Source organism: Hoeflea sp. BAL378, from assembly GCF_000759435.1.
Lineage (GTDB): Bacteria > Pseudomonadota > Alphaproteobacteria > Rhizobiales > Rhizobiaceae > Hoeflea.
The window spans coordinates 1-24,786 of the sequence record NZ_JRJG01000033.1; the positions used below are offsets into that span (position 1 = coordinate 1).

Below are 24,786 nucleotides of genomic sequence, written 5' to 3' on the forward strand. Positions count from 1 at the left end.
GGCTCCCCGCCTTTATTTCGAAGGACTCCCCGCCGATGAGCGACAGCACGACATTCCAGGGCGGCACTGCCGCATCGATCGCCATCCGCGATAACTACCTGGCGCTGGCGCGGCGCAAGCAGATGTATGGCGGCATCCTGGTGGTCATCTTCATCGCGATGATGGTCTCGGGCTTCCGCCTCGCCGATGCGCGCAATGCCGGCGGGTTCTGGAACGGCATCTCGCAGATCTTCGAATTTCCCTCCGAAGTGCTGGCCGAGGGCATCGAGAAGGCGGCGCTGATCCCGGCACTTCTCGTCGAATTCCTGCCCTCGCTGATCGAAACGCTCAACATCGCCGCCGTCTCGACGCTGATCGGCGCCCTCTTCGCCGTGGTCCTGGCGCTGCTCTCGACCCGGGGCTTGGCCCGCTGGCCGCGGCTGATCCCGGTGTTCCGCCGGATGATGGACGGGATGCGGGCGATCCCGGAAATCGTCATCGCCCTGGTGCTGATCTTCATTCTCGGCGGCGGTCCGGTTCCGGCGATGATCGCCATTGCCTTCCATACCGCCGGCGCGCTGGGCAAGCTGTTTTCGGAAGTGGCGGAGAACGCCGATCTCAAGCCAGTCGAGGGCCTGTCCTCGGTGGGCGCGAGCTGGATCCAGAAAATGTGGCTCGGGGTGATCCCGCAGGTGGCGCCCAACTGGCTGTCCTACGGGCTGTTGCGCTTCGAGATCAACATCCGGGCGTCGGCCATTCTCGGCTTCGTCGGCTCGGGCGGCATCGGCCACGACTTGAGGCTTGCCATGCAGTGGGGGCAGGGGCGGTACGACCAGGTGGTGGCGATCTTCATCCTTCTGTTCATCACCATCGTGTTCTTCGATCAGTTGTCGAGCCATTACCGCAACCGCCTGATCAGGGGACACTGACATGAGCGCCACCGACACGGGCACGATTTCTCCCGCCGATCTCAGGCTCGCCGTTCTCAAGGGCTTCAGCCGCAAGCAGATGCTGGCCTTCGGCGTGCCCGCGCTGATCCTGGTTTATCTGGCCTATGTGTTCTTCGCCTTCGACATTCCCGGCATCGCGTCGCGCGCGCGGCTCGACAACGCGGCGATCCTGCTCTCGGATTTCTGGTCGCACAAGACCCATGTCACCCGCGACAACCGTACCGACGAGGTGACGGTCGCCATCGAGGGCGAGAACAAGGGGACCTATCCGCAGGGCATGCTGCCCGACTGGGTGACGATGGCCGACGGCGTGACGCGGATCGACCTCGACGGCGGGCACGAAGTCATCTTCGACGGCGACGGCGCCCGCTACACCGTGCCCGGCTACGGGGTGATCGACGTCTCGCCGCATGACGGCAAGCTGCGCCTGGTACTGCCCGACGGTCCGGTTCCGGACTGGATCAACCCGTCGGACACGCGCGTTTCGGTGACGACCCCGGAAGGGCGCTTCAGCTACACGCGCAACCGCACCGAGGTGTTCAAGTACCAGGCCGGGTGGGAGCTGTTCTTCTTCACCCTCGACAGCCCGTTCTACGGCAAGTCCTTTGTCGAACTGGTCCGGCTCGCCACGGTCGGCGAGCGGGTCGATCCGGACCGGACCAATATCTCCGCAATGGTCCATGATTTCTGGACCAATGCGATGTGGCGGCACGGCGACGTGGCCTGGGCCCTGTTCGAGACCGTGCTGATGGCGTTCCTCGGCACCATGGGCGCCGCCGTCATCGCCCTGCCGCTGGCGTTCTTCGCCGCCACCAACTTCACCCCGTCGCGGCCGATCCTGTTCACGCTGCGCCGCGTCTTCGATTTCCTGCGCGGGGTGGATGGGCTGATCTGGACCATCATCCTGTCGCGCGCCTTCGGGCCGGGGCCGATGACGGGGGCGCTGGCGATCCTGCTCACCGACACCGGCACCTTCGGCAAGACCTTCTCGGAGGCGCTCGAAAACATCGACGCCAGGCAGGTGGAGGGGGTGCAGTCGACCGGAGCCTCGCGCATCCAGCAGGCGCGTTTCGGCGTCATTCCGCAGGTCACGCCTGTGTTTTTGAGCCAGGTCCTGTATTATCTGGAATCAAACACACGCTCCGCCACCGTGATCGGCGCGATCGTCGGCGGCGGCATCGGACTGTTGCTGACCCAGGCGATCGCCACCCAGAAGGACTGGGAAGAGGTGAGTTACTACATCGTCCTGATCGTCCTGATGGTGATGGCAATGGACACGCTGTCGGGCTGGCTCAGGAGCCGTCTGATCGGACGAACGGGACACCCATGAGATACGCGATCTACTTTGCACCCGACCCCGTCTCGGCCCTTGCCGACCTTGCCGCGAGCTGGATCGGACGCGACGCCCAGACCGGCAGGCCGGTGCCGCGGCCGGCGCTGGATGCGCTGGGCGCAGACGAACTGGCCGGGCTGACCGGGCCGGCGCGGCGCTACGGGTTCCACGCCACGCTCAAGGCGCCGTTCAGTCTGGCCGAGGGTGTGAGCGAACAGGATCTGGTCAAGGCCATCGAGGCGTTCTGCGCCGAGCGGCCGTCCTTCCATCTCGACGGGCTGAGAGCCGGCACCATCGACGGCTTCCTGGCGCTGCTGCCGGTGGGCGACGTGCGCGAGCTCAACGGCTTTGCCGGCGAGGTGGTCACCGCCTTCGACGGCCTGCGGGCGGAGCTGTCGGAGCGCGACATCGAACGGCGCAACCCCGAACAGCTCTCGCTCAGCGAATTGCGCAACCTGATGCGCTGGGGCTATCCTTACGTGTTCGACTGCTTCCGGTTCCACATGACGCTGACGAGCCGCCTGCCGGACAAGGACCGCGAACGGATCCTCGCCGCGGCCTGCGAGCATTTCGCCCCGGTGACCGGGCAGCCGATCCTGATCGACGCGCTCACCCTGTTTGTCGAACCCGAGCCGGGCGCGCCGTTCAGAATTCACAGCCGGACGCCGCTCGCGCCGGGACAGCAGAGAAAGACCGCTTGAATGACCACCGAGACAGTTCTGACCAATGCCCGCCTCGTTCTTGAAGACCGGGTGATTTCGGGCAGCCTTGTTTTCAAGGACGGGATCATCGCCGAGATTGGCGAAGGCGTTTCGGCAACCGGTGTGGACATGGACGGGGACTTCATCATTCCCGGCCTGGTGGAGCTGCACACCGACCATCTCGAATCGCATTATTCGCCGCGCCCGGGCGTGCGCTGGAATGCCATTTCCGCGATCCAGTCGCATGACGCGCAGATCGCCGCGTCCGGGATCACCACCGTGTTCGACTGCCTGCGGCTCGGTTCGGACGAGGACGACGGCTTCCGCAATGGCGAGATGCGCGCCATCGCCGACGCGCTTTCGGAGGCGCGGGCGGAGAACCGGCTGCGCGCCGATCACCTCATTCACCTGCGCTGCGAGGTCTCGGCCTCGGACGTGCTCGAGCATTTCGCCGATTTCCTGACCGACAGCCAGGTGCGCCTCGCCTCGCTGATGGACCATGCGCCCGGCCAGCGTCAGTTCCAGACGATGGAGCAGTACACGCTCTACTACAAGACCAAGCGCGGATTGTCGGACGAAGCCTTCGCCCATTTCGTGACCCGGCGGCAGGAGGCGTCGAAACGCTATTCCGACCAGCACCGCAAGGCGCTCGCCAGCGCCTGCGCCGAGCGCGGCATCACCGTGGCCAGCCATGACGACGCGACGCTCGACCATGTCGCCGAGGCGGTCGGCTTCGGCGTCAAGCTGGCCGAATTCCCCACCTCCATCGAGGCGGCGCAGGCGTCGCACAAGGCCGGCATGAGCGTGCTGATGGGCGCGCCCAACGTGGTGCGCGGCGGCTCGCATTCGGGCAACATCGCCGCCACCGATCTCGCCCGCGCCGGCGTGCTCGACGTGCTGTCCTCCGATTACGTGCCGTTCAGCCTGATCCAGGCGCCGTTCGTGCTGGCCGACGAGATCGACGGCCTCGATCTGGCCTCGGCGATCCGGCTGGTGACGGCGACGCCGGCCAAGACCGTCGGGCTCGACGACCGCGGCAGCCTGACGCCGGGCAAGCGCGCCGACCTCGTGCGGGTCCGCCGCGACACCGGGGTGCCGATCGTCCGCTCGGTCTGGCGGCAAGGCGAACGGGTGGCCTGATGCCGGGTGTCAGCGACCGCGCAAGCGGGACAGAGGCCGCCCCGGGGCGGCTGATCGTGCTGCTCGGACCCAGCGGATCGGGCAAGGACACGCTGATCGGCCGCGCGCGCGCCGAATTCGCGGCGCGCCCGGAGCTGATGTTCGTCCGCAGGGTGATCACGCGGTCGGCGGAAGCGGGCAGCGAGGATCATGTGGCGATGTCGGACGAGGAGTTCGACGCCGCCCTGGACGAGGGCCGGTTCGCCCTGACCTGGGCCGCCAACGGCCTGCGCTACGGCCTGCCGCGGGACATCGAGGCGCATCTGGCCGCGGGCAAGGTCGCGGTGGTCAACGGATCGAGAGGGGCATGGGGCGTCATCCGCCAGGTGTTCCCGAGCGCCCGGGCCGTCGAGATCAAGGTCGATGCCGGCATCCTGGCGCAGAGGCTCGAGAGGCGGGGCAGGGAAAGCGCTCCGGAGATCGAGGCGCGGCTCGCGCGCGCCGCTTCCTTGACCTCCCCTGTCGAGCCAGACCTCGTCATCGACAATTCCGGCCCGGTGGAGACGGCAGGCGCGGCGCTGATCGCCTATATAGGCCGCTCGCTGGCGTGACCGATCATAAGTCCGGGACCTCTGCCACGCTGGGAAACCGCCACGGGCTCAGTCATCGTCCTCGTCGGTATCCGGCCCGCCATCGAGACGGTGCTTGATCGCGAGCGCGTAGATCACATTGAGAACGTTGCGGTCCTCGACCTTCGGGTCGCTCAGCGCCAGCAGCGAGGCGCGCACCAGGCGCTTGCTGGTGGCCTTGGGACACTGCTTGAAGACATAGTCATGCAGATCGGTGTCCGACAGGCCGAGATAGGCGCCTTCGATCAGCGCGTCGTAGACTTTCCTGATCTTCTTGTTCTGCGGCATTCACGCCTCCTGACTGGTACTTACAGGTTTGCCCTAAAATCCTAGGGAGCGCGGCTGTCACAAACAACCGCGCGCGACAATCTTTCGCGCGGCGGTCTTGCCGGCTGGCCCGGAGCCCTCCTTGCCGCCGAACGAATGGGTTTCCGGGCTGTCGATGTAATGGGTCAATTCTCGCACCACCCACATTAAGTCTTGCTAAACTAAAACCGCCCACACTCAGACTGAGGAAGACTAGCCAAGGTCCGGCATGACGCCGGATGGCCCGCAATGATTGCAACCGAGGGGGAGGCGGCTGATGCAAGGGGCAAGGGGCGAGTATGAGGGTGCATTCCAGGACTGAAGCGGACGTCAAAAGCGCGGGATCGACGCGCAGCATTACCAAGAAAATCGCGATTACTGTCATCATGGTCAATCTGCTTGGCCTTGTGGTGACGAGTTTCGCCATTTCGCAGATGTCGGGCGCGAGCCAGATGGAAACCGCGGAGCGTAACTGGCTCAAGGACACCGCCCAGATCGGCGCCCAGGCCGCGGGCGGAGTGAAATGGGGCAAGACCGAAGCCATCCGCTCGGCCTACCAGATCTTCCAGGACGATCCCAAGCTGGCCCTGACCGGCTTTTCCGCCTTCAACCAGGCCGGCGACCAGGTCGACCTCTGGACCCGGTCCGACACGCCGGATGCGGACCTTGCCGCTGTGCTGTCGGCCAAGCCGGACCAGGCGACCGAACCCTCCTTCACCCAGGCCGAAGGCTCCGTGGTGATCGTCGCGCCGCTGCCCGCGGACAAGGACGGCGTTTCGGCGGGACACATCAAGACCGTCTGGTCGACCGCCGACATCGCCATGTCGGCCCGCGATTTCGCGCTCAAGGCGATGGCGTCGCAGATCGTGGTGCTGATCCTGTCAGTGGCGGTGCTGCTGCTGGCAATGCGCCGGTTCGTCGGCCGGCCGCTGGCCCAGGTCAACGAGCGCATCGGCGCGCTGCAGGCGGGAGACACGACAAGCCCGATCCCGCATGCCGACAAGGGCGACGAGATCGGCGTCGTCGCGCGGGCGCTGGCCGAGTTCTGCCATGCCTCGCAACTCAAGCTTCAGGCCGACGCGGACATGGCCCGGCAGCGCGAGCAGATCGATGCCGAGCGCCAGGCCAACATGAGCGAAGCCGAGCGCAGCGCCCGGACGCAGCGCAAGGTGGTCGACGAACTGGGCGCCGCGCTCGAACGGCTGGCCGCCGGCGATCTGACCGCCCGGGTTCCCGACCTCGGCGGGGAATTCACCGCCCTTCAGGAGAATTTCAACCGCGCGCTGTCGGCGCTCGAGGCGACTGTCGGCACCATCGACAGTGCGCAGCAGGCCGTCCGCCAGGCCTCCGGCAGCCTCGGCGCATCGACCGACGAACTCGCCCGCCGGACCGAACAGCAGGCGGCGGCGCTTGAGCAGACCGCCGCGGCGCTCGACGAGATCACCGCCACCGTGAAGGCGTCGTCGGTGCAGGCGACCGAGGCCGGCAACCTTGTCGGATCGACCCGCGATGCGGCCGCCTCGTCGTCAGGGATCGTTAGGTCGGCGATCACCGCCATGAGCCAGATCGAGGAGTCCTCTTCCCGCATCGCCCAGATCCTCAAGGTCATCGACGATATCGCCTTCCAGACCAACCTGCTGGCGCTCAATGCCGGGGTCGAGGCCGCGCGCGCCGGGGAAGCCGGAAAGGGCTTTGCGGTGGTTGCCCAGGAAGTGAGGGACCTGGCCGGCCGGTCGGCGACGGCCGCCAAGGAAATCAAGGATCTGATCGAGAAAAGCGGCGCGCAGGTGAGCAGCGGCGTCGACCTGGTCAACAGGACCGGCGCGTCGATGGAGCAGATCGAACACCAGATCAGCGAAGTCGCCCAGAAGATTGGCGCGATCTCGACGGCCGCGCGCGAACAGGCAACCGGCCTGTCGCAGATCAACACCGCGATCAACGAGATGGACACCATGACCCAGAAGAACGCGGCCATGGTCCAGGACAGCAACCTGTCGTCGCAGAAACTGTCGGGGGAATGCGAACGGCTGGCGGACGTGGTCAAGTCGTTCAGGCTGACCGGGTTGGCACAGCCGATCCGCGCGGCGGCCCCGGTCCAAGGGTCCGCCCAGCCGCCCAGGAGCGCCGCAGCGCCACGGTACCAGACCCGCGGCAACGCCGCGCTGGCTCCCGGCGCCGACAGTTGGGAAGAATTCTAAATCCGCATGCCACACCGGAACGGCCCATACAGGCCGAGCGCCGAACCAACCAAGGAGACCATCTTCATGAAGACCAAGCTTTCAATGTCGACCCTGCTTGTCGCCGGGATTTCCCTTTTCGCTCCGATGACCGCCCTGGCGCAGGATGCGCATGTGGCGCCCGTCAAGGAGTTCATCAGCAAGAATGTCGAGACCTGGCTCACCGACCCGGTGGTGATCGCCGCCATCAAGGAGCAGAACGCCACGACGGCGGGCCTGGACGAGGCGGGGATCGACAAGCTCGACAAGGAATGGCGCGCCCAGGCGACCGCCACCGCCCGACCCATGGTCGACGAGGTTCTCGGCCGCGAACTGTCGAAATTCCTGATGGCGAAGAAGGACGCGAGCCAGGGCATGATCACCGAAATGTTCGTGATGGACGCCAAGGGCCTCAATGTCGGCCAGAGCGACGTGACGTCCGATTACTGGCAGGGCGACGAAGCCAAATGGCAGAAGACCTTCAGCGCCGGCCCGGGCACGGTGTTCGTCGATGGCGTCGAGACCGACGAATCAACGCAAGCCCTGCAGTCGCAGGCCAGCATCACCATCACCGATCCGGAGACGGGCCAGGCCATCGGCGCTATCACCGTCGGCATCAATCTCGACATGCTCTGATCCTTACGCCGGACCTGAAGCTCAGCGCCGCGCGGCCGACCGGTCGCGCGGCGCTGCCGTTTTCATCGACGGGCGGCGCGCGCCGGCGATCATGTGGTGACAAGCCGTCAGCGAGGCTTGAACCGGGCGCGCTTGTTGGATCATCATGACCGAACCAGTCCCAGGCCGCCGTCCCGGACAACTGTCACCGGGAAGCAATGATTTCCGGATAGGCAAGCCGGGGCCGCAAAGGAAACCGTCATGAAGCTCGTCCATATTTCCGACATCCACATCAATCCCGAACCGATCCTCGGGCTCGACCCGGTCGCCAATTTCCGGTCATGCCTGGCCTATGTCGAGGCCCATGACCAGGATGCGGACAAGGTGGTGATCACCGGCGACCTGACCCATCACGGCCGGGAGGAGAGCTACCGTGCGCTTGCGGCGATCCTCGAAGCGAGCCCGCTCAAGGGCAGGCTCGAGCCGCGATTGCTGATCGGCAACCATGACGACCGCGAGACCTTCGCCTCGGTGTTCGGGAGCGCCAGCCGCGACGAGTCCGGCTTCATCCAGTGGACCGAGGAAACGCCGGCGGGGCTGTTCGTCTACATGGATACGGTCGATGCGGGCCGCCACGGCGGGCTCTATTGCGAAAGCCGGATGGCCTGGCTCAGAAGGGTGCTCGACGGGGCGCGGGCCGGGGGGCAGCGGGCCTATCTGTTCATGCACCACAACCCGGTCCGGGTGAACGTCGCCAATGCCGATGTGATCGGCATCTTCAACGAGCGCGAGCTGCAGGCGCTGCTGAAAGAGTACCGCGACACCGTGGCGCATCTGTTCTTTGGCCACTGCCATTATACGCTCAGCGGCGCCGTGGCCGGCATTCCCTATTCTGCGCCGCGGTCGACCAATCATGCCTGCTGGCCGGATTTCTCGGGCCAGATCAACCGGATGGGCCATGGAGACCTGGCGCCGAACTACAATGTCTGCTTCCTCAGGCCCGACAGCACCGTGGTCCATTCCATCGATTTCCTCGACGCCGGAAAGGTGCAGTGGAAGATCGAGGAAGACATCGAGATGGTCTGACACAGGTCCGTCGCCGCCGCGCCTGCCGGCAGTGGCACGATCAGGCGCCGGTTCCGTTGCCCGATTGACGCGGCGCGGCGCTTGGTTCAACACTCCCCGAGTCGCTTCCGGTGGCAAACCGGCGCACCGGCGACGTTCTCAGTGAAGGAAGTTCAAGCAATGTCTGGCCCGTCGACGCTTTCCTTGTGGGATGACACCTCGCAGGAACCTGATCTCCATTCGCCGATGACAGCCGACATGAGCGTCGACGTCGCCATTGTCGGCGGCGGCTATACGGGGCTGTCGACCGCGCTGCATGCGGCCGAGCGGGGGCTCGACTGCTGCGTGCTCGAGGCCCGGCAGATCGGCTATGGCGGCTCGGGACGCAATGTCGGACTGCTCAATGCCGGCCTGTGGCTGCCGCCGCAGGACGTGCGCGCCAAGCTCGGCGGCGAACGCGGCGCGCGGCTGGTCGACATTCTGGGCGACGGCCCGAGCTATGTCATGTCGCTGATCGAGCGGCACCAGATCCGCTGCGAACTGACGCGCAGCGGCACCATTCACGCCGCCCATTCCGAGAGCGGGCTCGCGGACCTCAGGCGCAGGGCCGAGGAATGGGAGCGGCTCGGCGCGCCGGTCAGGCTGCTGTCGCGGCAGGAAACCGCCGAGAAGATCGGCAGCGATGCCTTCCATGGCGGGCTGCTCGATGCGCGGGCGGGAACGGTGAACCCGATGGGTTATGTGCGCGGCCTGGCGCGCGCGGCCAAGGCGGCCGGCGCTCGCATTCACACCGGCGTGGCCGTGACCAAACTCTCCAAGCAGCCGGGGGGATGGGTGCTCGAGACGGACCAGGGCCGGGTCACGGCGAAGTCGGTGATTCTCGCGACCAACGCCTATTCCGACGGGCTCTGGCCGGGCCTCAAGCAGAGTTTCGTTCCGATCCACTTCTTCCAGGTCGCCACTCAGCCGCTGGGGGCGCGGATCGCCCGGATCCTGCCTGAGCGGCAAGGCATCTGGGACACCGGCCAGATCATGCTGTCGCTGCGGCGCGACGCCGCCGACCGGCTGATCATCGGCTCGATGGGGGCTGCGATCGGCGGGGCCAAGGGGCTGTCGGAACGCTGGGCGGCGCGGCAGCTCCGGCGGCTGTTTCCCGAGCTCGGCCCGGTCGAGTTCGAGACCGCGTGGCATGGCCAGATCGCCATGACCGGCGATCACCTGCCGCGGATCCACCGGCTGGCCGAGGGGCTCTACACGCCGATCGGCTACAACGGCCGCGGCATCGCGCCCGGAACAGTGTTCGGCAAGGCCATGGCCGAACTGCTTGCGGGCGGCAAGGAGGCGGACCTGCTGATGCCGGTCACGGATGTCCGGCAGGAATCCGCGCGCGCGCTCAAGGCCGGGTTCTACCAGGCGGCGTTCGCCGTCAACCAGGTGATCAAGAGCTTCTGAAGGCGGCCGGGCGGCCGGCCCCTCGCATTCCCCAAGCTGACGTTGCGTCATCCGGCGAGCCTTACGCGCAGCCGGCCTGCGGAAGGCTGTACTGTTGCCCAGGCCAGCCAACGAGGCTGTCGACAAGACCCGATTTTTGTGGTCCCGTCGCTGAAAAACCGCTGCAGAACGGCGGGGCGGAGAGGGAATCAAGCCGGTCGAGGAGAATGAGCCGGCGCCACGGGAGGGAAAAATGGGACTTGTCGTCGAGATCGTGCTGCCCCTGGGGCTGGCTTTCATCATGTTTTCGCTGGGCCTGGGCCTCAGGGCATCGGATTTTCTGCGGGTGATCCGCGAGCCCTATGCCTTCTTCATCGGCGCGGTCAACCAGGTGCTGCTTTTGCCGGTGGTCACGTTCCTCATGGTGCTGGCGTTCGGCATCGGGCCGGAACTGGCGGTCGGATTCATGATCCTGGCCTTCTGCCCGGGCGGGGTGACGAGCAATATCCTCGCCCGGCTGGCGCGCGGCGACGTGGCGCTGTCGGTGTCGCTGACGGCGGTGATCAGCCTCGCCAGCATGATCACGGTGCCGCCGCTCTTGGCGCTGTCGATCGGCTATTTCAGCGGAGAGGCGGCCGGGCCTGTCGATATCGGCGGCATCGCGGTGCAACTGTTCCTGCTCACCACCGTTCCGATCCTGATCGGATTGACGCTGCATCATCTCGCGCCAGACCTGACCGGACGGATCGAGCCCGTGGTAGCGCAGGTCGCCAACCTGCTGTTCGCGCTGATCGTCGTCGTCGCGCTGGCGGCGAACTGGGACGTGTTCGTGGCCAACCTGCCGGTGCTGGCGCCGGCGCTCATCTGCCTGATCGTCGTGCTGCTGGCGCTCGGCTATGGCGTCGCCCGGCTTGCGGGCCTGCCGGACGGGCAGGTCAAGACCATCTCGGTGGAGACCGGCATCCAGAATTCGACCCTCGGCATCACGGTGGCGGCGATGCTCAGCGGCTACGAGGCGGGTTTCTCGCCCTATGCCCTGCCGGCGGCGGTCTACGGCATCCTGATGTATGTGGTCTCGGCGCCGGTGATCCTCTGGTTCCGCAGGCTCGGCCCGGCTGAGGTCAGCGCCGCTTAGGAGAAGACGACCATGGATAGCTGCGATGTCATCATTGTGGGCGGCGGGCTGGCGGGGCTGGTGGCCGCCGCCGAACTCGCCGACCGGGGCAAACAAGTGATCATCCTCGACCAGGAGCCCGAGAATTTCCTCGGCGGACAGGCGTTCTGGTCGCTGGGCGGGCTGTTCCTGGTCGACACGCCCGAACAGCGGAGGATGGGTATCCGCGACAGCCGCGCGCTCGCCCTCAACGACTGGATGGGCTCGGCGCAGTTCGATCGCGAGGAGGATTTCTGGCCGCGCAAATGGGCCGAGGCCTATGTCGATTTCGCTGCGGGCGAGATGCGGCCGTGGCTCCACGCAATGGGCATGCGCTGGTTCCCCGTGGTCGGCTGGGCCGAGCGCGGCGGCGGCTTCGCCGATGGCCATGGCAACTCGGTGCCGCGCTTCCATCTGACCTGGGGCGTCGGCCCGGGCACGATCGCGCCCTTCGTGCGCCGCGTCCGCGCCCATGCGAAGGCCGGCCGGATCGAACTCAAGTTCCGGCATCGCTGCTCGCGGATTATCACCGAAAACGGAGCGGTCAAAGGCGTTTCGGGCGAAATCCTCGTCGCGGACGCCAGGCAGCGCGGGCAGTCCACCAGCCGCGAGGTCGCGGGGGACTTCGAGCTCAGGGCGGCCAGCGTGCTGGTGACCTCGGGCGGCATTGGCGGCAATCTCGACCTGGTGCGCAGGGCCTGGCCGCGCGAGCGGCTGGGGGAGCCGCCGCGGTCGATGCTCTCCGGGGTCCCGGCCCATGTCGACGGGCGGATGATCGCGATCACCGAGGCCGCCGGCGGGCGGGTGATCAATGCGGACCGGATGTGGCACTACACCGAAGGTGTCAGGAACTGGAACCCGATCTGGCCCAATCACGGCATCCGCATTCTGCCCGGGCCGTCGTCGATGTGGTTCGACGCCACCGGCAACCGGCTCAGGCCGCCCTGCATGCCGGGCTTCGACACGCTGTCGACGCTCAGGGAGATCCTGTCGACCGGCCACGATCATTCCTGGTTCGTGATGACCCAGAAGATCCTCAAGAAGGAGGTGGCGCTGTCGGGCTCGGAGCAGAACCCGGATTTCGCCGCCAGGAGCTGGCTCAAGGTGATCCGGCAGCGGCTGTTGAACAGGCAGGCGACGCCTGCGGTCGAGGCGTTCAAGAAGCATGGCGAGGATTTCATCGTCGCCACGACGCTCGAGGAGCTGGTCGAGGGCATGAACCGGAAGGGTGGCGGGCTCATCGATCCCGAAAGGCTCAGGGCGCAGATCGTCGCCCGCGACAGCCAGATCGACAACCCGTTCACCAAGGACGCGCAATTGATGGCGGTGCTTGCTGCGCGGAACTACCGCGGCGACCGGCTGATGCGGACGGCCAGGCCGCACCGGCTGCTCGATCCCGAGAACGGACCGCTGATCGCGGTCAAGCTCAACATCATCACCCGCAAGACGCTGGGCGGGCTGGAGACCGATCTCAACGGCCAGGTGATGAATGAAGCGGGCGAGCGGATCGCCGGATTGTTCGCCGCGGGCGAAGTCAGCGGCTTCGGCGGCGGCGGCTATCACGGCTACAATGCGCTGGAAGGCAGTTTCCTCGGCGGCTGCATCTTTTCCGGACGCCAGGCCGGACGTTCGGAGACGATTGCCTGACCCGGAGGGAAGCGAGGTCGCCTGAGGGCTGCGGCTAATCCGGAAACGCGGCGTTGCCGGTCATGGCGGATTGGAACAGCGCGGCCGGGTAGGGCTTGGACAGCACCGGCAGCAGGCTCGGTCCGCGCAGCCTCAGGAAATCGTCCAGCGCCTGCAGGGCCGGCGTCGAGGTGCGGCTCGAATGCCGGATCGAGAACCACTGCCGCCGGATCGGCGTCTCCACCACATCGAGAAGGACGAGCTTGCCGCTCAGGCACTCCTGCTCGATCGTATGGCCGGAGATGAAGGCGATGCCGAGCCCGGCGATCACCGCCTGCTTGATGGTCTCGTTGGAATCCATTTCCGTGGGCGTGGTGCGCAGGCCGCCCGGCGTGCCCGACATGAAGAACTCGAACGAGGAGCGGGTGCCTGAGCCTTTTTCGCGGACGATGAATTTCTGTTCCGCCAGATCTTCCCGGCTGATGTCGAGCCTGCCCACCAGCGGATGGTCGGGGCTGGCGATGAAGACCAGCGGATGGTCGCCGAACAGGGTCGCATGCACCTTGAAGGTGGTCGGCGGGCGACCCATCAGGGCGACGTCGATGTCGTGATCGTGCAGCTTCTGGATGATCTCCGACCGGTTGGCCGCGACCAGCGTCATGGAGATGCCCGGATGCACGGCGGTGAATGCGGCAATCAGACGCGGGGCGAAATATTTGCCGGTGGAGACCACGCCGAGCCGGATCGTGCCCGCGGCGATGCCCTTGTGGGCCTGGACGGTCTCCTCGAACGAGGCCAGCTCGCTCAGGATCCGGCGGGCGGTCTGGATGGCGATGTCGCCGACTTCGGTTGGCTGCGCCCCCGTTTTGGTGCGCAAAAACAGTTGGCAACCAAGATCTTGCTCCAATTGCTGCAGTTGCAGGGTGACCGCAGGAGAGGTCAGGCCAAGCGCCCGCGCCGCGGCGGAGATCTTGCCGTGCTTCTGGATCGCGAGAAGGGTGCGCATCTGGCGCAGCGAGATGTTGAGCATGAGTTATGTAAGAAAAACTTATCAAGTCTGTCAATAAGTTAAAATTTACAAACATCGCAAAACGATTACTCCTGGCTGCAACGGAGGACTGCATCCATGACAGGTCAATCGCTGCTTGCCTTTTTGCGATCGGGCTCATTCACCCAGAAACCGCACAGTGAGGCCATCTCGGCCACCATCGGCGCGCTGGCGCAGGCGGCCCTGGAAGTGCGCAAGCTCACCACCCAGGGCGCGCTCAATGCCGGCTTCGCCACCTCGCGCGGCAGCGAAAACACCGACGGCGACATCCAGAAGGACCTGGACGTGGTGGCGGACGGCATCTTCCTCGAGGCCATGCGCCACGTGCCCGTGGCGCTGTACGGGTCGGAAGAGAACACCGGCGCCATCCTGATCGATCCGCTGAAGCCGCTGGCGCTGGCGATCGATCCGCTGGACGGATCCTCCAACATCGAGACCAATGTCTCCATCGGCACGATCTTCTCGATCCTGCCGGTGACCGGCGACCCGAAATCCGATCCGGAGCAGTCGTTCCTGCAGCAGGGAACGGCCCAGCTCGCCGCCGGCTTCTTCATCTACGGGCCGCAACTGGCGCTGGTGCTGACCGTGGGCCTGGGCACGCGGATCTTCATCCATTCGAGCAAGTATGGCGACTTCATCGAAGCCTATGATTCCGTCTCCATCCCCCAGCATGCCTCCGAGTTCGCCATCAACGTGTCGAACTACCGCCATTGGGAAGAGCCGGTGCGGCTCTACATCGATGACTGTTTCGCCGGCGCCGAGGGCCCGCGCGAAAAGGACTTCAACATGCGCTGGATCGCCTCGCTGGTGGCGGACTGCTACCGCATCCTCATCCGCGGCGGCGTGTTCCTGTATCCGGCCGACAAGCGCAAGGGCTACGGCTCGGGCCGCATCCGGCTCGTCTACGAGGCCAACCCGATCGCCTTCCTGGTCGAGCAGGCGCATGGCGCCGCCACCGATTCCATCAACCGGATCCTCGAGATCAGGCCCGTCACCCTGCACCAGCGGGTGCCGTTGATCTTCGGGTCCAAGTCAAAAGTCGAGCGGGTCGCCCGCTATCATGTCGATCCCGAGATGATCAGCGAGCGCGCGCCTTTGTTCGGTCATCGCGGTCTTTTCAGGGTCTAAGTCATCATGTCAGCCAAATATCCCATCATTTCCATCACCGGCTCTTCCGGTGCGGGCACCACCACCGTCGAGCAGACCTTCAAGAAGATCTTCGCCCGCGAAGGGGTCACGGCCTCCTTCATCGAGGGCGACGCCTTCCACCGGTACGACCGGCAGACGATGAAGGCGAAGATCGCCGAGGAGAAGGCGCTGGGCCGCGACTTCACCCATTTCAATTCCGAAGCCAATGAGCTGAAGATGCTGGAGAGCGTGTTCGAGGAATATGGCCGGCGCGGCAGGGGCCGGACCCGCCACTACATCCACGACGCCGACGAGGCCGCCTGCTACGGCGCCGAGCCCGGCACCTTCACCGAGTGGGAGGAGTTCGGCGGTACGGACGTCCTGTTCTACGAAGGGCTGCACGGCTGCGTCGTCACCGACGAGGTCAATGTCGCCAAGCATTGCGATCTCAAGATCGGCGTGGTGCCGGTGATCAATCTCGAATGGATCCAGAAGATCCATCGCGACAAGGCCGCCCGCGGCTATTCCACCGAAGCCGTCACCGACACGATCCTCAGGCGCATGCCCGACTATGTGCACTATATCTGCCCGCAGTTCTCGCTCACCGACATCAATTTCCAGCGGGTGCCGATCGTCGACACCTCCAATCCCTTCGTCGCGCGCTGGATCCCGACGCCGGCGGAATCGATCCTGGTGATCCGCTTCGCCAATCCGCGCGGCATCGATTTTCCCTACCTGCTGTCGATGATGTCCAACAGCTACATGTCGCGCGCCAATTCCATCGTGGTGCCGGGCGACAAGCTCGATCTCGCCATGCAGCTCATCTTCACGCCGCTGATCAACAAGCTGGTCGAGCGCAAGCGCCGCATGTCCTGAGGAGGCCATCATGACCATATCCCGACCCATCGCCGCCTCGGAGGCGGTCAGCGAACGCGACATGGCCAACGTCATCCGCTTTCTCGCCATGGATGCGGTGCAGGCCGCCAATTCCGGCCATCCCGGCATGCCGATGGGCATGGCCGATGTCGCCACCGTGCTGTTCAAGCGGTTCATCCACATCGACCCGTCGATGCCCGCCTGGCCCGACCGCGACCGGTTCGTGCTCTCGGCCGGGCACGGCTCGATGCTGATCTACGCCATCCATCATCTGCTCGGCTATTCCGACCTGACGATCGACCAGCTCAGGAACTTCCGGCAACTGGGCTCCAAGACCCCGGGCCACCCGGAATACGGCCACACGCTGGGCGTCGAGACCACCACCGGGCCGCTGGGGCAGGGCATCACCACCGCCGTCGGCATGGCGCTGGCCGAGGAAATGATGGCGGCGCGCTTCGGCCGCAAGCTCGTCGACCACTACACCTATGTGATCTCCGGCGACGGCTGCCTGCAGGAAGGCATCAGCCACGAGGCGATCGATCTCGCCGGGCATCTGAAGCTCAGGAAGCTGATCGTGCTGTGGGACGACAACGAGATCTCCATCGACGGCGCCACCTCGCTGTCGACCTCGATGAACCAGCCGATGCGCTTCAGGGCCGCGGGCTGGGACGTCCAGTCGGTCGATGGCCATGACCCGGAGGCCATTGCCGCCGCCATCGCGAAGGCGCGCAAGAGCACCAGGCCGTCGCTGATCGCCTGCCGCACCGTCATCGGCAAGGGCGCGCCGACGATGCAGGGCTCGCACAAGACCCATGGCGCGCCTCTGGGCAAGGACGAGATCGCCCGCGCCCGCACCGAACTCGACTGGCCGCATGAGCCCTTCACCATTCCCGCCGCGATCAAGTCGGCCTGGGAGGCGGTGGCGGCAAGGGGCGGGGCTGCGCGCGTGGAATGGCAGGAGCGCCATGCGGCGGCCCGCAATGCCGCAGCCTTCGACCGGATGGTGGCGGGCGAGGTGCCGGACACGGTGTTCCGCAAGCTGGCTGCGTTCCGCAAGACGCATCGCGAGCAGGCCACGAAGGTGGCCACAAGGCAGGCCTCGCAGATGGCGCTCGAGGTGATCAACGCCGCCACCACGCTCACCATCGGCGGCTCGGCGGACCTGACCGGGTCGAACCTGACCCAGACGTCCCAGACCCCGTCGATCGCGCCGAAGCGCTTCAAGGGCCGCTATGTTCACTACGGCATCCGCGAGCACGCCATGGCCGCGGTGATGAACGGGCTGTCGCTGCATGGCGGCTTCATCCCCTATGGTGGCACGTTCCTGGTGTTTTCCGATTACGCCCGCGGCGGCATGCGGCTCTCGGCGCTGATGGAGCAGGGCGTGGTCTATGTGCTGACCCATGATTCCATCGGGCTCGGCGAGGACGGGCCGACGCACCAGCCGGTCGAGCACCTGGCGATGCTGCGCGCCACGCCGAACCTCAATGTCTACCGCCCCGCCGACATCATCGAGACGGCGGAGTGCTGGGAACTGGCGCTCAGGGACCGGTCGACGCCGAGCGTGCTGGCGCTGTCGCGCCAGGGCCTGCCGATGCTGCGCGAAAACGGTTCGGCCGACAATCTCTCGGCGCGCGGCGCCTATGTGCTGCACGCGCCCAAGGGAGGGCGCGACGTGACGCTGCTTGCCACCGGTTCGGAAGTCGAGATCGCCCGCAAGGCGGCCGGGCTTCTCCTGGAGCAGCACGGGCTGCGCGCGGTGGTCGTCTCGATGCCCTGCTGGGAGAAGTTCGCGGCGCAGGATGAGGCCTACCGGACCCAGGTGCTCGGCACCGCTCCGCGGATCGCCGTCGAGGCCGCGGCGCGGATGGGATGGGACCGCTGGATCGGAGAGACCGGCGCCTTTGTCGGGATGGAAGGTTTCGGCGCCTCTGCGCCGGCGCCCGAACTCTACGAGCATTTCGACATCACCGCCGACCGTGTCGCGGGCCTGGCGGTGACGCTCGCGGGGAGGGCAGGATCATGAGCCGCGTCCGTGACCTCGAGGGACGGACCGTGCTGGTCCGCTCCGACCTCAGCCTCGGCTGGACCGAGAGCTTCGCCGCCCATCTCCGCGAACTCGCCGCGCGCGGCGCGCGGCTCGCGGTGATCGCCGGATACGACAATCCGGCAGGCGACGTGAACCCGGTGATGTCGCTGCGCCATCTGGCCGAGCCGCTGTCTGTGCTGACCGGGTTGCCGGTGCATTTCGTCGGCAATTGCGTCGGGCCCGTCGCGGAAGCCGGCCTTGCCGCGACACCCGCCGGGTCGATCACGCTTCTGGAGAATGTCCGGTTCCATCCCGAAGCGCAGCGGCACTCGCGCACCTTCGCCATGCGGCTCAGCGTGCTGGGCGACTATTTTTCCGTCCCGGGCGGAATGCCTGACCCCGCAGCCGTCTGGATCCAGGAACTGGCCAAACTGCTGCCCGAACCGACACCCGACCTCGCGCCGTCAGCCTGACAGGAGATTCCCATGGCCCGCATCACACTCAGACAGCTTCTCGATCACGCCGCCGATCACGGCTACGGCGTGCCGGCCTTCAACATCAACAACATGGAGCAGGGGCTCGCGATCATGGAGGCGGCCAAGGCCTGCGATGCGCCGGTGATCATCCAGGCCTCGCGCGGCGCCCGCTCCTATGCCGGCGACATCATGCTGTCGAAGATGATCGACGCGCTCACGGAGATGTATCCGGACAATCCGATCTGCATGCACCAGGACCATGGCAACAACGAAGCCACCTGCATGAGCGCCATCCGCCACGGCTTCACCTCGGTGATGATGGACGGCTCGCTCGAGGCCGACATGAAGACGCCGGCGTCCTATGACTACAACGTCACCATCACCGAGCGGGTGGCGCGGATGGCTCATTGGGTCGGGGCCTCGGTGGAAGGCGAGCTGGGCGTGCTCGGTTCGCTCGAAACCGGCGAGGCGGAGGCCGAGGACGGCTCCGGCGCCGAGGGCAAGCTGTCGCACGACCAGTTGCTCACCGATCCCGACCAGGCGCTCGATTTCGTGCTCCGCACCAAGGTGGATGCGCTGGCGATCGCCTGCGGCACCTCGCACGGCGCCTACAAGTTCTCGCGCAAGCCCGATGGCGACATTCTCGCCATGGGCGTGATCGAGGCGATCCACCGCAAGATCCCCAACACGCACCTCGTCATGCACGGCTCGTCGTCGGTGCCGCAGGAACTGCAGGACATCATCAACGAGTTCGGCGGCGAGATGCCGCAGACCTTCGGGGTTCCGGTGGAGGAGATCGTCCGCGGCATCCGCCACGGCGTGCGCAAGGTCAACATCGACACCGATTGCCGGATGGCGATGACCGGACAGTTCCGCAAGGTCGCCACCGGCAAGGCAAGCGAGTTCGATCCGCGCAAGTTCCTGAAGCCCGCCATGGACGCCATGCGCGATCTGTGCCGCGCCCGCTTCGAAGCCTTCGGCACCGCCGGGCAGGCCTCGAAGATCAAGGTGATCGGCATGGACGCCATGGCCGCCCGCTACGCCAGCGGCGCGCTCGATCCGCGCACCTCCACAGCCCGGGCAGCCTGAGAAACCGATTCAAGCTCCTGACACAGAGATTCAGAAAGAAAGGTCAACGCCATGAATACGGACGCAAAAACCGAGATCAAGGGCAAGGAACGCTACAAGGCGGGCGTGCTCAAATACGCCCAGATGGGCTATTGGGACGGCGACTACGAACCCAAGGACACCGACCTCATCGCCCTGTTCCGGATCACCCCGCAGGAAGGCGTCGACCCGATCGAGGCGGCGGCCGCGGTGGCCGGCGAAAGCTCGACGGCGACCTGGACCGTGGTCTGGACCGACCGGCTCACAGCCTGCGACCAGTACCGCGCCAAGGCCTACCGGGTCGACCCGGTGCCCGGCCAGGAGGGCCAGTATTTCTGCTATGTCGCCTATGACCTGATCCTGTTCGAGGAAGGCTCGATCGCCAACCTCACCGCCTCGATCATCGGCAACGTGTTCTCGTTCAAGCCGCTGAAGGCGGCGCGGCTCGAGGACATGCGGTTCCCGGTCGCCTACTGCAAGACCTTCAAGGGACCGCCCACCGGCATCGTCGTCGAGCGCGAACGGCTCGACAAGTTCGGCAAACCGCTGCTCGGCGCCACCACCAAGCCCAAGCTCGGCCTCAGCGGCAAGAACTACGGCCGCGTGGTCTATGAGGGGCTGAAGGGCGGACTCGACTTCATGAAGGACGACGAGAACATCAACTCGCAGCCCTTCATGCACTGGCGCGACCGGTTCCTCTACTGCATGGAGGCGGTCAACAAGGCGACCGCCGAAACCGGCGAGATCAAGGGCCATTATCTCAACATCACCGCCGGCACGATGGAAGAGATGTACCGCCGCGCCGAATTCGCCAAGGAGCTTGGCTCGGTCATCGTCATGGTGGATCTTATCATCGGCTGGACCGCGATCCAGTCGATCTCGGAATGGTGCCGGCAGAACGACATGATCCTGCACATGCACCGCGCCGGCCACGGCACCTACACGCGGCAGAAGAACCACGGCATCTCGTTCCGCGTCATCGCCAAGTGGCTCCGGCTCGCCGGCGTCGACCACCTGCATTGCGGCACCGCCGTGGGCAAGCTCGAGGGTGATCCGCTCACCGTGCAGGGCTACTACAATGTCTGCCGCGAGACCCACAACACCGTGGACCTGCAGCGCGGCATCTTCTTCGACCAGGACTGGGCCGACATCAAGAAGGTGATGCCGGTGGCCTCCGGCGGCATCCACGCCGGCCAGATGCACCAGTTGCTCGATCTCTTCGGCGACGACGTGGTGCTGCAGTTCGGCGGCGGCACCATCGGCCACCCGATGGGCATCCAGGCAGGCGCCACGGCCAACCGGGTCGCGCTCGAAGCCATGGTTCTGGCCCGCAACGAGGGCCGCGACATCGCCAATGAGGGGCCCGAGATCCTGCGCGCCGCAGCCCGGTGGTGCAAGCCGCTCGAAGCCGCGCTCGAGACCTGGGGCAACATCACCTTCAACTACACCTCGACCGACACATCGGACTTCGCGCCGACGCCGTCGGTCTCCATGTGAGCGAGATTGAGGAGACCACACCATGCGCATCACCCAAGGCTGCTTTTCGTTCCTGCCCGACCTGACCGACGAACAGATCTCGGCCCAGATCGAATATTGCCTCGGCCGCGGCTGGGCCGTCGGCATCGAATTCACCGACGACCCGCATCCGCGGAACACCTACTGGGACATGTGGGGCCACCCGATGTTCGACCTCAAGGACCCGAAGGGCGCGATGATGGAGCTCGACGACTGCCGCAAGGCGAACGGCGACAGCTACATCCGCATCAACGCGTTTGATTCCTCGCGCGGCTTCGAGACGGTGATGATGAGCTTCATCGTCAACCGGCCGAAGGTGGAGCCGAAGCTCGCCATGACCCGCACCGACACGCGCGGCCGCAGCCAGACCTACTCCTGGGTGACGACGCGCGGGTGATCCCGGGCATGACACCCATCCGCCCGTCCGCAATCCCGGACGGGCGGCCAATTCCCGACGGAGGACCCCCATGGCCGAGACCGCGACCCCGATTGCGCCCGATGCGCCCGAAGCCTTGCCGACCGCGATCGACCTGCGTGCGGAATACGAGAAATCCGGCGTCGCCGAGGTACTCGACGAACTCGACCGCGAGCTGATCGGGCTCAAGCCAGTGAAGCTCAGGCTGCGCGAAATTGCGGCGATGCTGATCGTCGAGCGGGCGCGCAAGGCGATGGGGCTCAGCCACGACACGCCGACCTTGCACATGAATTTCGCCGGCAATCCCGGCACCGGCAAGACCACGGTGGCGATGCGGATGGCCAATATCCTGCACCGGCTCGGCTATGTCCGCAAAGGCCATCTTGTGTCGGTGACGCGCGACGATCTGGTCGGCCAGTATATCGGCCACACCGCGCCCAAGACCAAGGAGATCCTCAAGAAGGCGATGGGCGGCGTGCTGTTCATCGACGAGGCCTATTATCTCTACCGGCCCGACAACGAGCGCGACTACGGCCAGGAGGCGATCGAGATCCTGCTGCAGGTGATGGAGAACAACCGCGAGGACCTAGTGGTGATCCTGGCCGGCTACGCCGACCGGATGGACAAGTTCTTCGAAAGCAACCCAGGGTTCCGCTCGCGCATCGCCCATCACATCGATTTCCCGGACTACAGCGAAAGCGAGCTGATGCAGATCGCCGATGGCATGCTCACGCAGCAGAACTACGCATTCGACGATGAAGCGCATGCGATGATGCAGAAATACATCGCGCTGAGGCGGCAGCAGCCGCATTTCGCCAACGCAAGGTCGATCCGCAATGCGCTCGACCGTGCGCGGCTGAGGCAGGCCAACCGGCTGTTCACATCGTCCACCGGACCGGTGACGGCGGCGGACCTGTCGACGATCACCGCCGAGGACCTCAAGGCCAGCCGGGTGTTCACCATGGGCGTGCCCGACAGCGCGCGGGAGATCTGAATATGAGCGGGACCATCATCGCACCCTCGGTGCTGTCGGCCGATTTTTCAAAGCTCGGCGAGGAGATCGAGGCGGTGGTCGCCGCGGGCGCCGACTGGATCCATCTCGACGTGATGGACGGGCATTACGTGCCCAACATCACCTTCGGCCCGCCGATCATCAAGGCGGTGCGCAACCGCACCGACAGGATCTTCGACTGCCACCTGATGATCGAGCCGTGCGACCCGTTCCTGGCGGCCTTCGCGGACGCGGGCTGCGACATCATCACGGTGCATGCCGAAGCGACCAAGCATCTCGACCGCTCGCTGCAGGCGATCCGCGACCTCGGCAAGAAGGCGGGCGTGTCGCTCAATCCCTCGACGCCCGAAAACGTGCTCGACTATGTGCTCGACCGGCTCGACCTGATCCTGTTGATGACGGTCAACCCGGGCTTCGGCGGGCAGAAGTTCATCCCCTCGGTGGTCGACAAGGTCAGGCGCATCAAGGCGATGATCGGCGAGCGGCCGATCGACATCGAGATTGACGGCGGGGTGACGCCGGAGACCGCGCCGCTGGTGGCCGCCGCCGGCGCCAATGTGCTGGTCGCCGGCTCGGCCGTGTTCAAGGGGGGGACAAAGGCCGCCTATCAGGTCAATATGGAAGCCATCCGCGCCGCCGCCGACGGCGCCAGGCGCTGAGCGACCTGAAGACCAAGACTGAAGGAGACGCGACATGGCCGCCATTCCGCCCCTGTGTGACTTCGGATGGAAACCCGCTGACGCCCGGTTGCCCGGCGTCGACGGCCAGGCCCGCAACATTCTCGACCAGGCCGGCGAGAACGGCCTGGTCGTGGCCTTCATCTGCAACCATTGTCCCTATGTGAAGGCGGTGATCGACCGCATCGTGCGCGACGCCGACGATCTGGCCGATCTCGGCATCGGCTTCGTGGCGATCTCGTCCAACGACGCGGAGGCCTATCCCGAGGACTCCTTCGACAACATGAAGCGCTTTGCCGCGGCCCATGATTTTCCCTTTCCCTATCTCCATGACGAGGACCAGTCAGTGGCGCGGGCGTGGGGCGCGGTCTGCACGCCCGATTTCTTCGGCTTCAACGCGGCGATGGAGCTGCAGTATCGCGGCCGGCTCGATGCCTCCCGCAAGGAGACGGGGCCGGCCGATCTCAGGCGCGACCTCTATGAGGCGATGCGGCAGGTGGCCCGCACCGGAAAGGGTCCCGAGGAACAGGTCGCGTCGATGGGATGCTCGATCAAGTGGAAGGACCCGGCGTGACCGGGTTTTCCGCGAAGGAAAGCCGCTGGCCGCGCGCCATCCTGTTCGATCTCGACGGCACGCTGATCGATTCCGCGCCGGATCTCTGCGCCTCGGTCAATGACCTGCTGGCGCAGGACGCGCTGCCGCCGCTGTCCCCGGACGCGGTGCGCGGGATGATCGGGCACGGGGTGCGCAAGCTGGTGGAGCGGGCCTACGCCTTCTCCGGCCGGCCGGTCGCGGGCGAGGCGCTCGACGACGCGACCGACCGGATGATGGAGATCTATGGCGGGCAGCTCACGCGCCACACCACGCTGATGCCGGGGGCCATGGAAATGGTCGTCGCCTACCATATGGCGGGGGTGAAAATCGGCGTCGTGACCAACAAGCCCGAAGCCTTCACGCGCGAGATCCTCGGCCATTTCGGCCTGCTGGCGCTTGTCGACGTGGTGGTCGGCGGCGATACCGGGCCGCTGCGCAAGCCGGCGCCGGACATGCTGGAGCACGCACTCCTGCAGGTTGGCGTCAGCCCTCTGCACGCGCTGATGGTGGGCGACAGCCCCGCCGACACCGATGCGGCGAGGGCCGCCGGGGTGGCAAGCGTCGCGGTGCGCGGCGGATACACCACCGTGCCGGCGGACGCGCTCGGCGCCGACCGGGTGATCTCGACGCTGATGGAGCTGCCGGCGGCAATCGAAGCCTTCAAGGCCGCCGTCTGAGGACACAGCCTCAGATCACCGCCGCGTCCGGCGCGATGGATTGACCATGGTCAATGCCATGCGGCGGGCCACGTGCAATCCTGCCTCGATCGCAGTGCGTTCGCGCAG

At 66.0% G+C, this 24,786-nt stretch carries 24 protein-coding genes; 22 read left to right on the plus strand and 2 right to left on the minus strand.

Going from position 1 to position 24,786, the window contains the following annotated elements; all coding sequences use genetic code 11:
* The 5 genes from phnE (LL06_RS08900) to phnN all read left to right on the plus strand — a co-directional run.
* Positions 1-908 (plus strand): phosphonate ABC transporter, permease protein PhnE (gene phnE, locus LL06_RS08900; protein WP_345775676.1); only part of this gene is annotated, 908 nt, incomplete at its 5' end.
* 1 nt (position 909) lies between these two features.
* Positions 910-2,259, plus strand: a complete 1,350-nt coding sequence (gene phnE / locus LL06_RS08905; protein ID WP_035525179.1) for a phosphonate ABC transporter, permease protein PhnE — start codon at positions 910-912, stop codon at positions 2,257-2,259.
* Positions 2,256-2,963 carry a DUF1045 domain-containing protein gene (locus LL06_RS08910; RefSeq protein WP_035525182.1) on the plus strand — a complete coding sequence of 236 codons (708 nt, stop codon included), beginning with the start codon at positions 2,256-2,258 and terminating at the stop codon, positions 2,961-2,963. Before phnE (LL06_RS08905) ends, LL06_RS08910 begins: the two co-directional genes overlap by 4 nt.
* Positions 2,964-4,103 (plus strand): alpha-D-ribose 1-methylphosphonate 5-triphosphate diphosphatase, encoded by a 1,140-nt coding sequence (locus LL06_RS08915; protein WP_035525185.1) that lies wholly within the window; start codon positions 2,964-2,966, stop codon positions 4,101-4,103.
* A complete protein-coding gene (phnN, locus tag LL06_RS08920; RefSeq protein WP_052161339.1) occupies positions 4,103-4,693 on the plus strand; it encodes a phosphonate metabolism protein/1,5-bisphosphokinase (PRPP-forming) PhnN in 591 nt (196 codons plus the stop codon). Before LL06_RS08915 ends, phnN begins: the two co-directional genes overlap by 1 nt.
* A gap of 48 nt (positions 4,694-4,741) precedes the next feature.
* Here phnN and LL06_RS08925 read toward each other — a convergent pair whose 3' ends face one another.
* The gene (locus LL06_RS08925; RefSeq protein WP_035525283.1) at positions 4,742-4,999 is read right to left on the minus strand and encodes a hypothetical protein; all 258 of its coding nucleotides are present in this window, start codon (positions 4,997-4,999) and stop codon (positions 4,742-4,744) included.
* 404 nt (positions 5,000-5,403) lie between these two features.
* Here LL06_RS08925 and LL06_RS08930 point away from each other — a divergent pair, with 404 nt between their 5' ends.
* From LL06_RS08930 to LL06_RS08955, 6 genes are all read left to right on the plus strand, one after another.
* Positions 5,404-7,215: a methyl-accepting chemotaxis protein gene (locus LL06_RS08930; RefSeq protein WP_161784957.1), complete on the plus strand. Its 1,812-nt coding sequence runs from the start codon at positions 5,404-5,406 to the stop codon at positions 7,213-7,215.
* Positions 7,216-7,281: 66 nt separating this feature from the next.
* The gene (locus LL06_RS08935) at positions 7,282-7,869 is read left to right on the plus strand and encodes a hypothetical protein (protein WP_081963828.1); all 588 of its coding nucleotides are present in this window, start codon (positions 7,282-7,284) and stop codon (positions 7,867-7,869) included.
* A 240-nt stretch (positions 7,870-8,109) separates the two neighbouring features.
* A complete protein-coding gene (locus LL06_RS08940) occupies positions 8,110-8,934 on the plus strand; it encodes a metallophosphoesterase (protein ID WP_035525188.1) in 825 nt (274 codons plus the stop codon).
* 237 nt (positions 8,935-9,171) lie between these two features.
* Positions 9,172-10,365 (plus strand): FAD-binding oxidoreductase, encoded by a 1,194-nt coding sequence (locus tag LL06_RS08945; RefSeq protein WP_244447083.1) that lies wholly within the window; start codon positions 9,172-9,174, stop codon positions 10,363-10,365.
* A gap of 187 nt (positions 10,366-10,552) precedes the next feature.
* A complete protein-coding gene (locus LL06_RS08950) occupies positions 10,553-11,479 on the plus strand; it encodes a bile acid:sodium symporter family protein (RefSeq protein ID WP_345775677.1) in 927 nt (308 codons plus the stop codon).
* A 12-nt stretch (positions 11,480-11,491) separates the two neighbouring features.
* Positions 11,492-13,144, plus strand: a complete 1,653-nt coding sequence (locus tag LL06_RS08955) for an FAD-binding dehydrogenase (protein ID WP_035525196.1) — start codon at positions 11,492-11,494, stop codon at positions 13,142-13,144.
* 34 nt (positions 13,145-13,178) lie between these two features.
* On the opposite strand, the gene LL06_RS08960 is transcribed toward LL06_RS08955, so the two are convergent.
* On the minus strand, positions 13,179-14,153 hold the full coding sequence (locus tag LL06_RS08960; RefSeq protein ID WP_035525199.1) for a LysR family transcriptional regulator: 975 nt from the start codon (positions 14,151-14,153) through the stop codon (positions 13,179-13,181).
* A gap of 96 nt (positions 14,154-14,249) precedes the next feature.
* Between LL06_RS08960 and LL06_RS08965 the strand changes: the two genes are divergently transcribed.
* From LL06_RS08965 to gph, 11 genes are all read left to right on the plus strand, one after another.
* Complete coding sequence (locus LL06_RS08965; protein WP_035525202.1) at positions 14,250-15,299, plus strand: class 1 fructose-bisphosphatase; 1,050 nt, start codon at positions 14,250-14,252, stop codon at positions 15,297-15,299.
* 6 nt (positions 15,300-15,305) lie between these two features.
* Positions 15,306-16,175: a phosphoribulokinase gene (locus LL06_RS08970; protein ID WP_035525204.1), complete on the plus strand. Its 870-nt coding sequence runs from the start codon at positions 15,306-15,308 to the stop codon at positions 16,173-16,175.
* Positions 16,176-16,185: 10 nt separating this feature from the next.
* Positions 16,186-18,201, plus strand: a complete 2,016-nt coding sequence (tkt, locus tag LL06_RS08975; RefSeq protein WP_035525207.1) for a transketolase — start codon at positions 16,186-16,188, stop codon at positions 18,199-18,201.
* Complete coding sequence (gene pgk / locus LL06_RS08980; RefSeq protein WP_035525209.1) at positions 18,198-18,677, plus strand: phosphoglycerate kinase; 480 nt, start codon at positions 18,198-18,200, stop codon at positions 18,675-18,677. Before tkt ends, pgk begins: the two co-directional genes overlap by 4 nt.
* A gap of 12 nt (positions 18,678-18,689) precedes the next feature.
* Positions 18,690-19,769, plus strand: a complete 1,080-nt coding sequence (gene fba / locus LL06_RS08985; protein WP_035525211.1) for a class II fructose-bisphosphate aldolase — start codon at positions 18,690-18,692, stop codon at positions 19,767-19,769.
* Between the two features lie 51 nt (positions 19,770-19,820).
* The gene (locus LL06_RS08990) at positions 19,821-21,284 is read left to right on the plus strand and encodes a form I ribulose bisphosphate carboxylase large subunit (protein WP_035525214.1); all 1,464 of its coding nucleotides are present in this window, start codon (positions 19,821-19,823) and stop codon (positions 21,282-21,284) included.
* A 22-nt stretch (positions 21,285-21,306) separates the two neighbouring features.
* On the plus strand, positions 21,307-21,699 hold the full coding sequence (locus tag LL06_RS08995) for a ribulose bisphosphate carboxylase small subunit (RefSeq protein ID WP_035525217.1): 393 nt from the start codon (positions 21,307-21,309) through the stop codon (positions 21,697-21,699).
* 70 nt (positions 21,700-21,769) lie between these two features.
* A complete protein-coding gene (gene cbbX, locus LL06_RS09000; protein ID WP_035525220.1) occupies positions 21,770-22,711 on the plus strand; it encodes a CbbX protein in 942 nt (313 codons plus the stop codon).
* Positions 22,712-22,713: 2 nt separating this feature from the next.
* Positions 22,714-23,388, plus strand: coding sequence for a ribulose-phosphate 3-epimerase (gene rpe / locus LL06_RS09005; protein ID WP_152599548.1), 675 nt, complete (start codon positions 22,714-22,716; stop codon positions 23,386-23,388).
* Between the two features lie 34 nt (positions 23,389-23,422).
* Positions 23,423-23,980 carry a thioredoxin family protein gene (locus tag LL06_RS09010; protein WP_035525226.1) on the plus strand — a complete coding sequence of 186 codons (558 nt, stop codon included), beginning with the start codon at positions 23,423-23,425 and terminating at the stop codon, positions 23,978-23,980.
* Entirely contained in the window at positions 23,977-24,678 is a 702-nt protein-coding gene (gene gph / locus LL06_RS09015; RefSeq protein ID WP_035525293.1) for a phosphoglycolate phosphatase, read from the plus strand. The genes LL06_RS09010 and gph overlap by 4 nt, the downstream gene beginning before the upstream one ends.
* Positions 24,679-24,786: the final 108 nt, after the last annotated feature.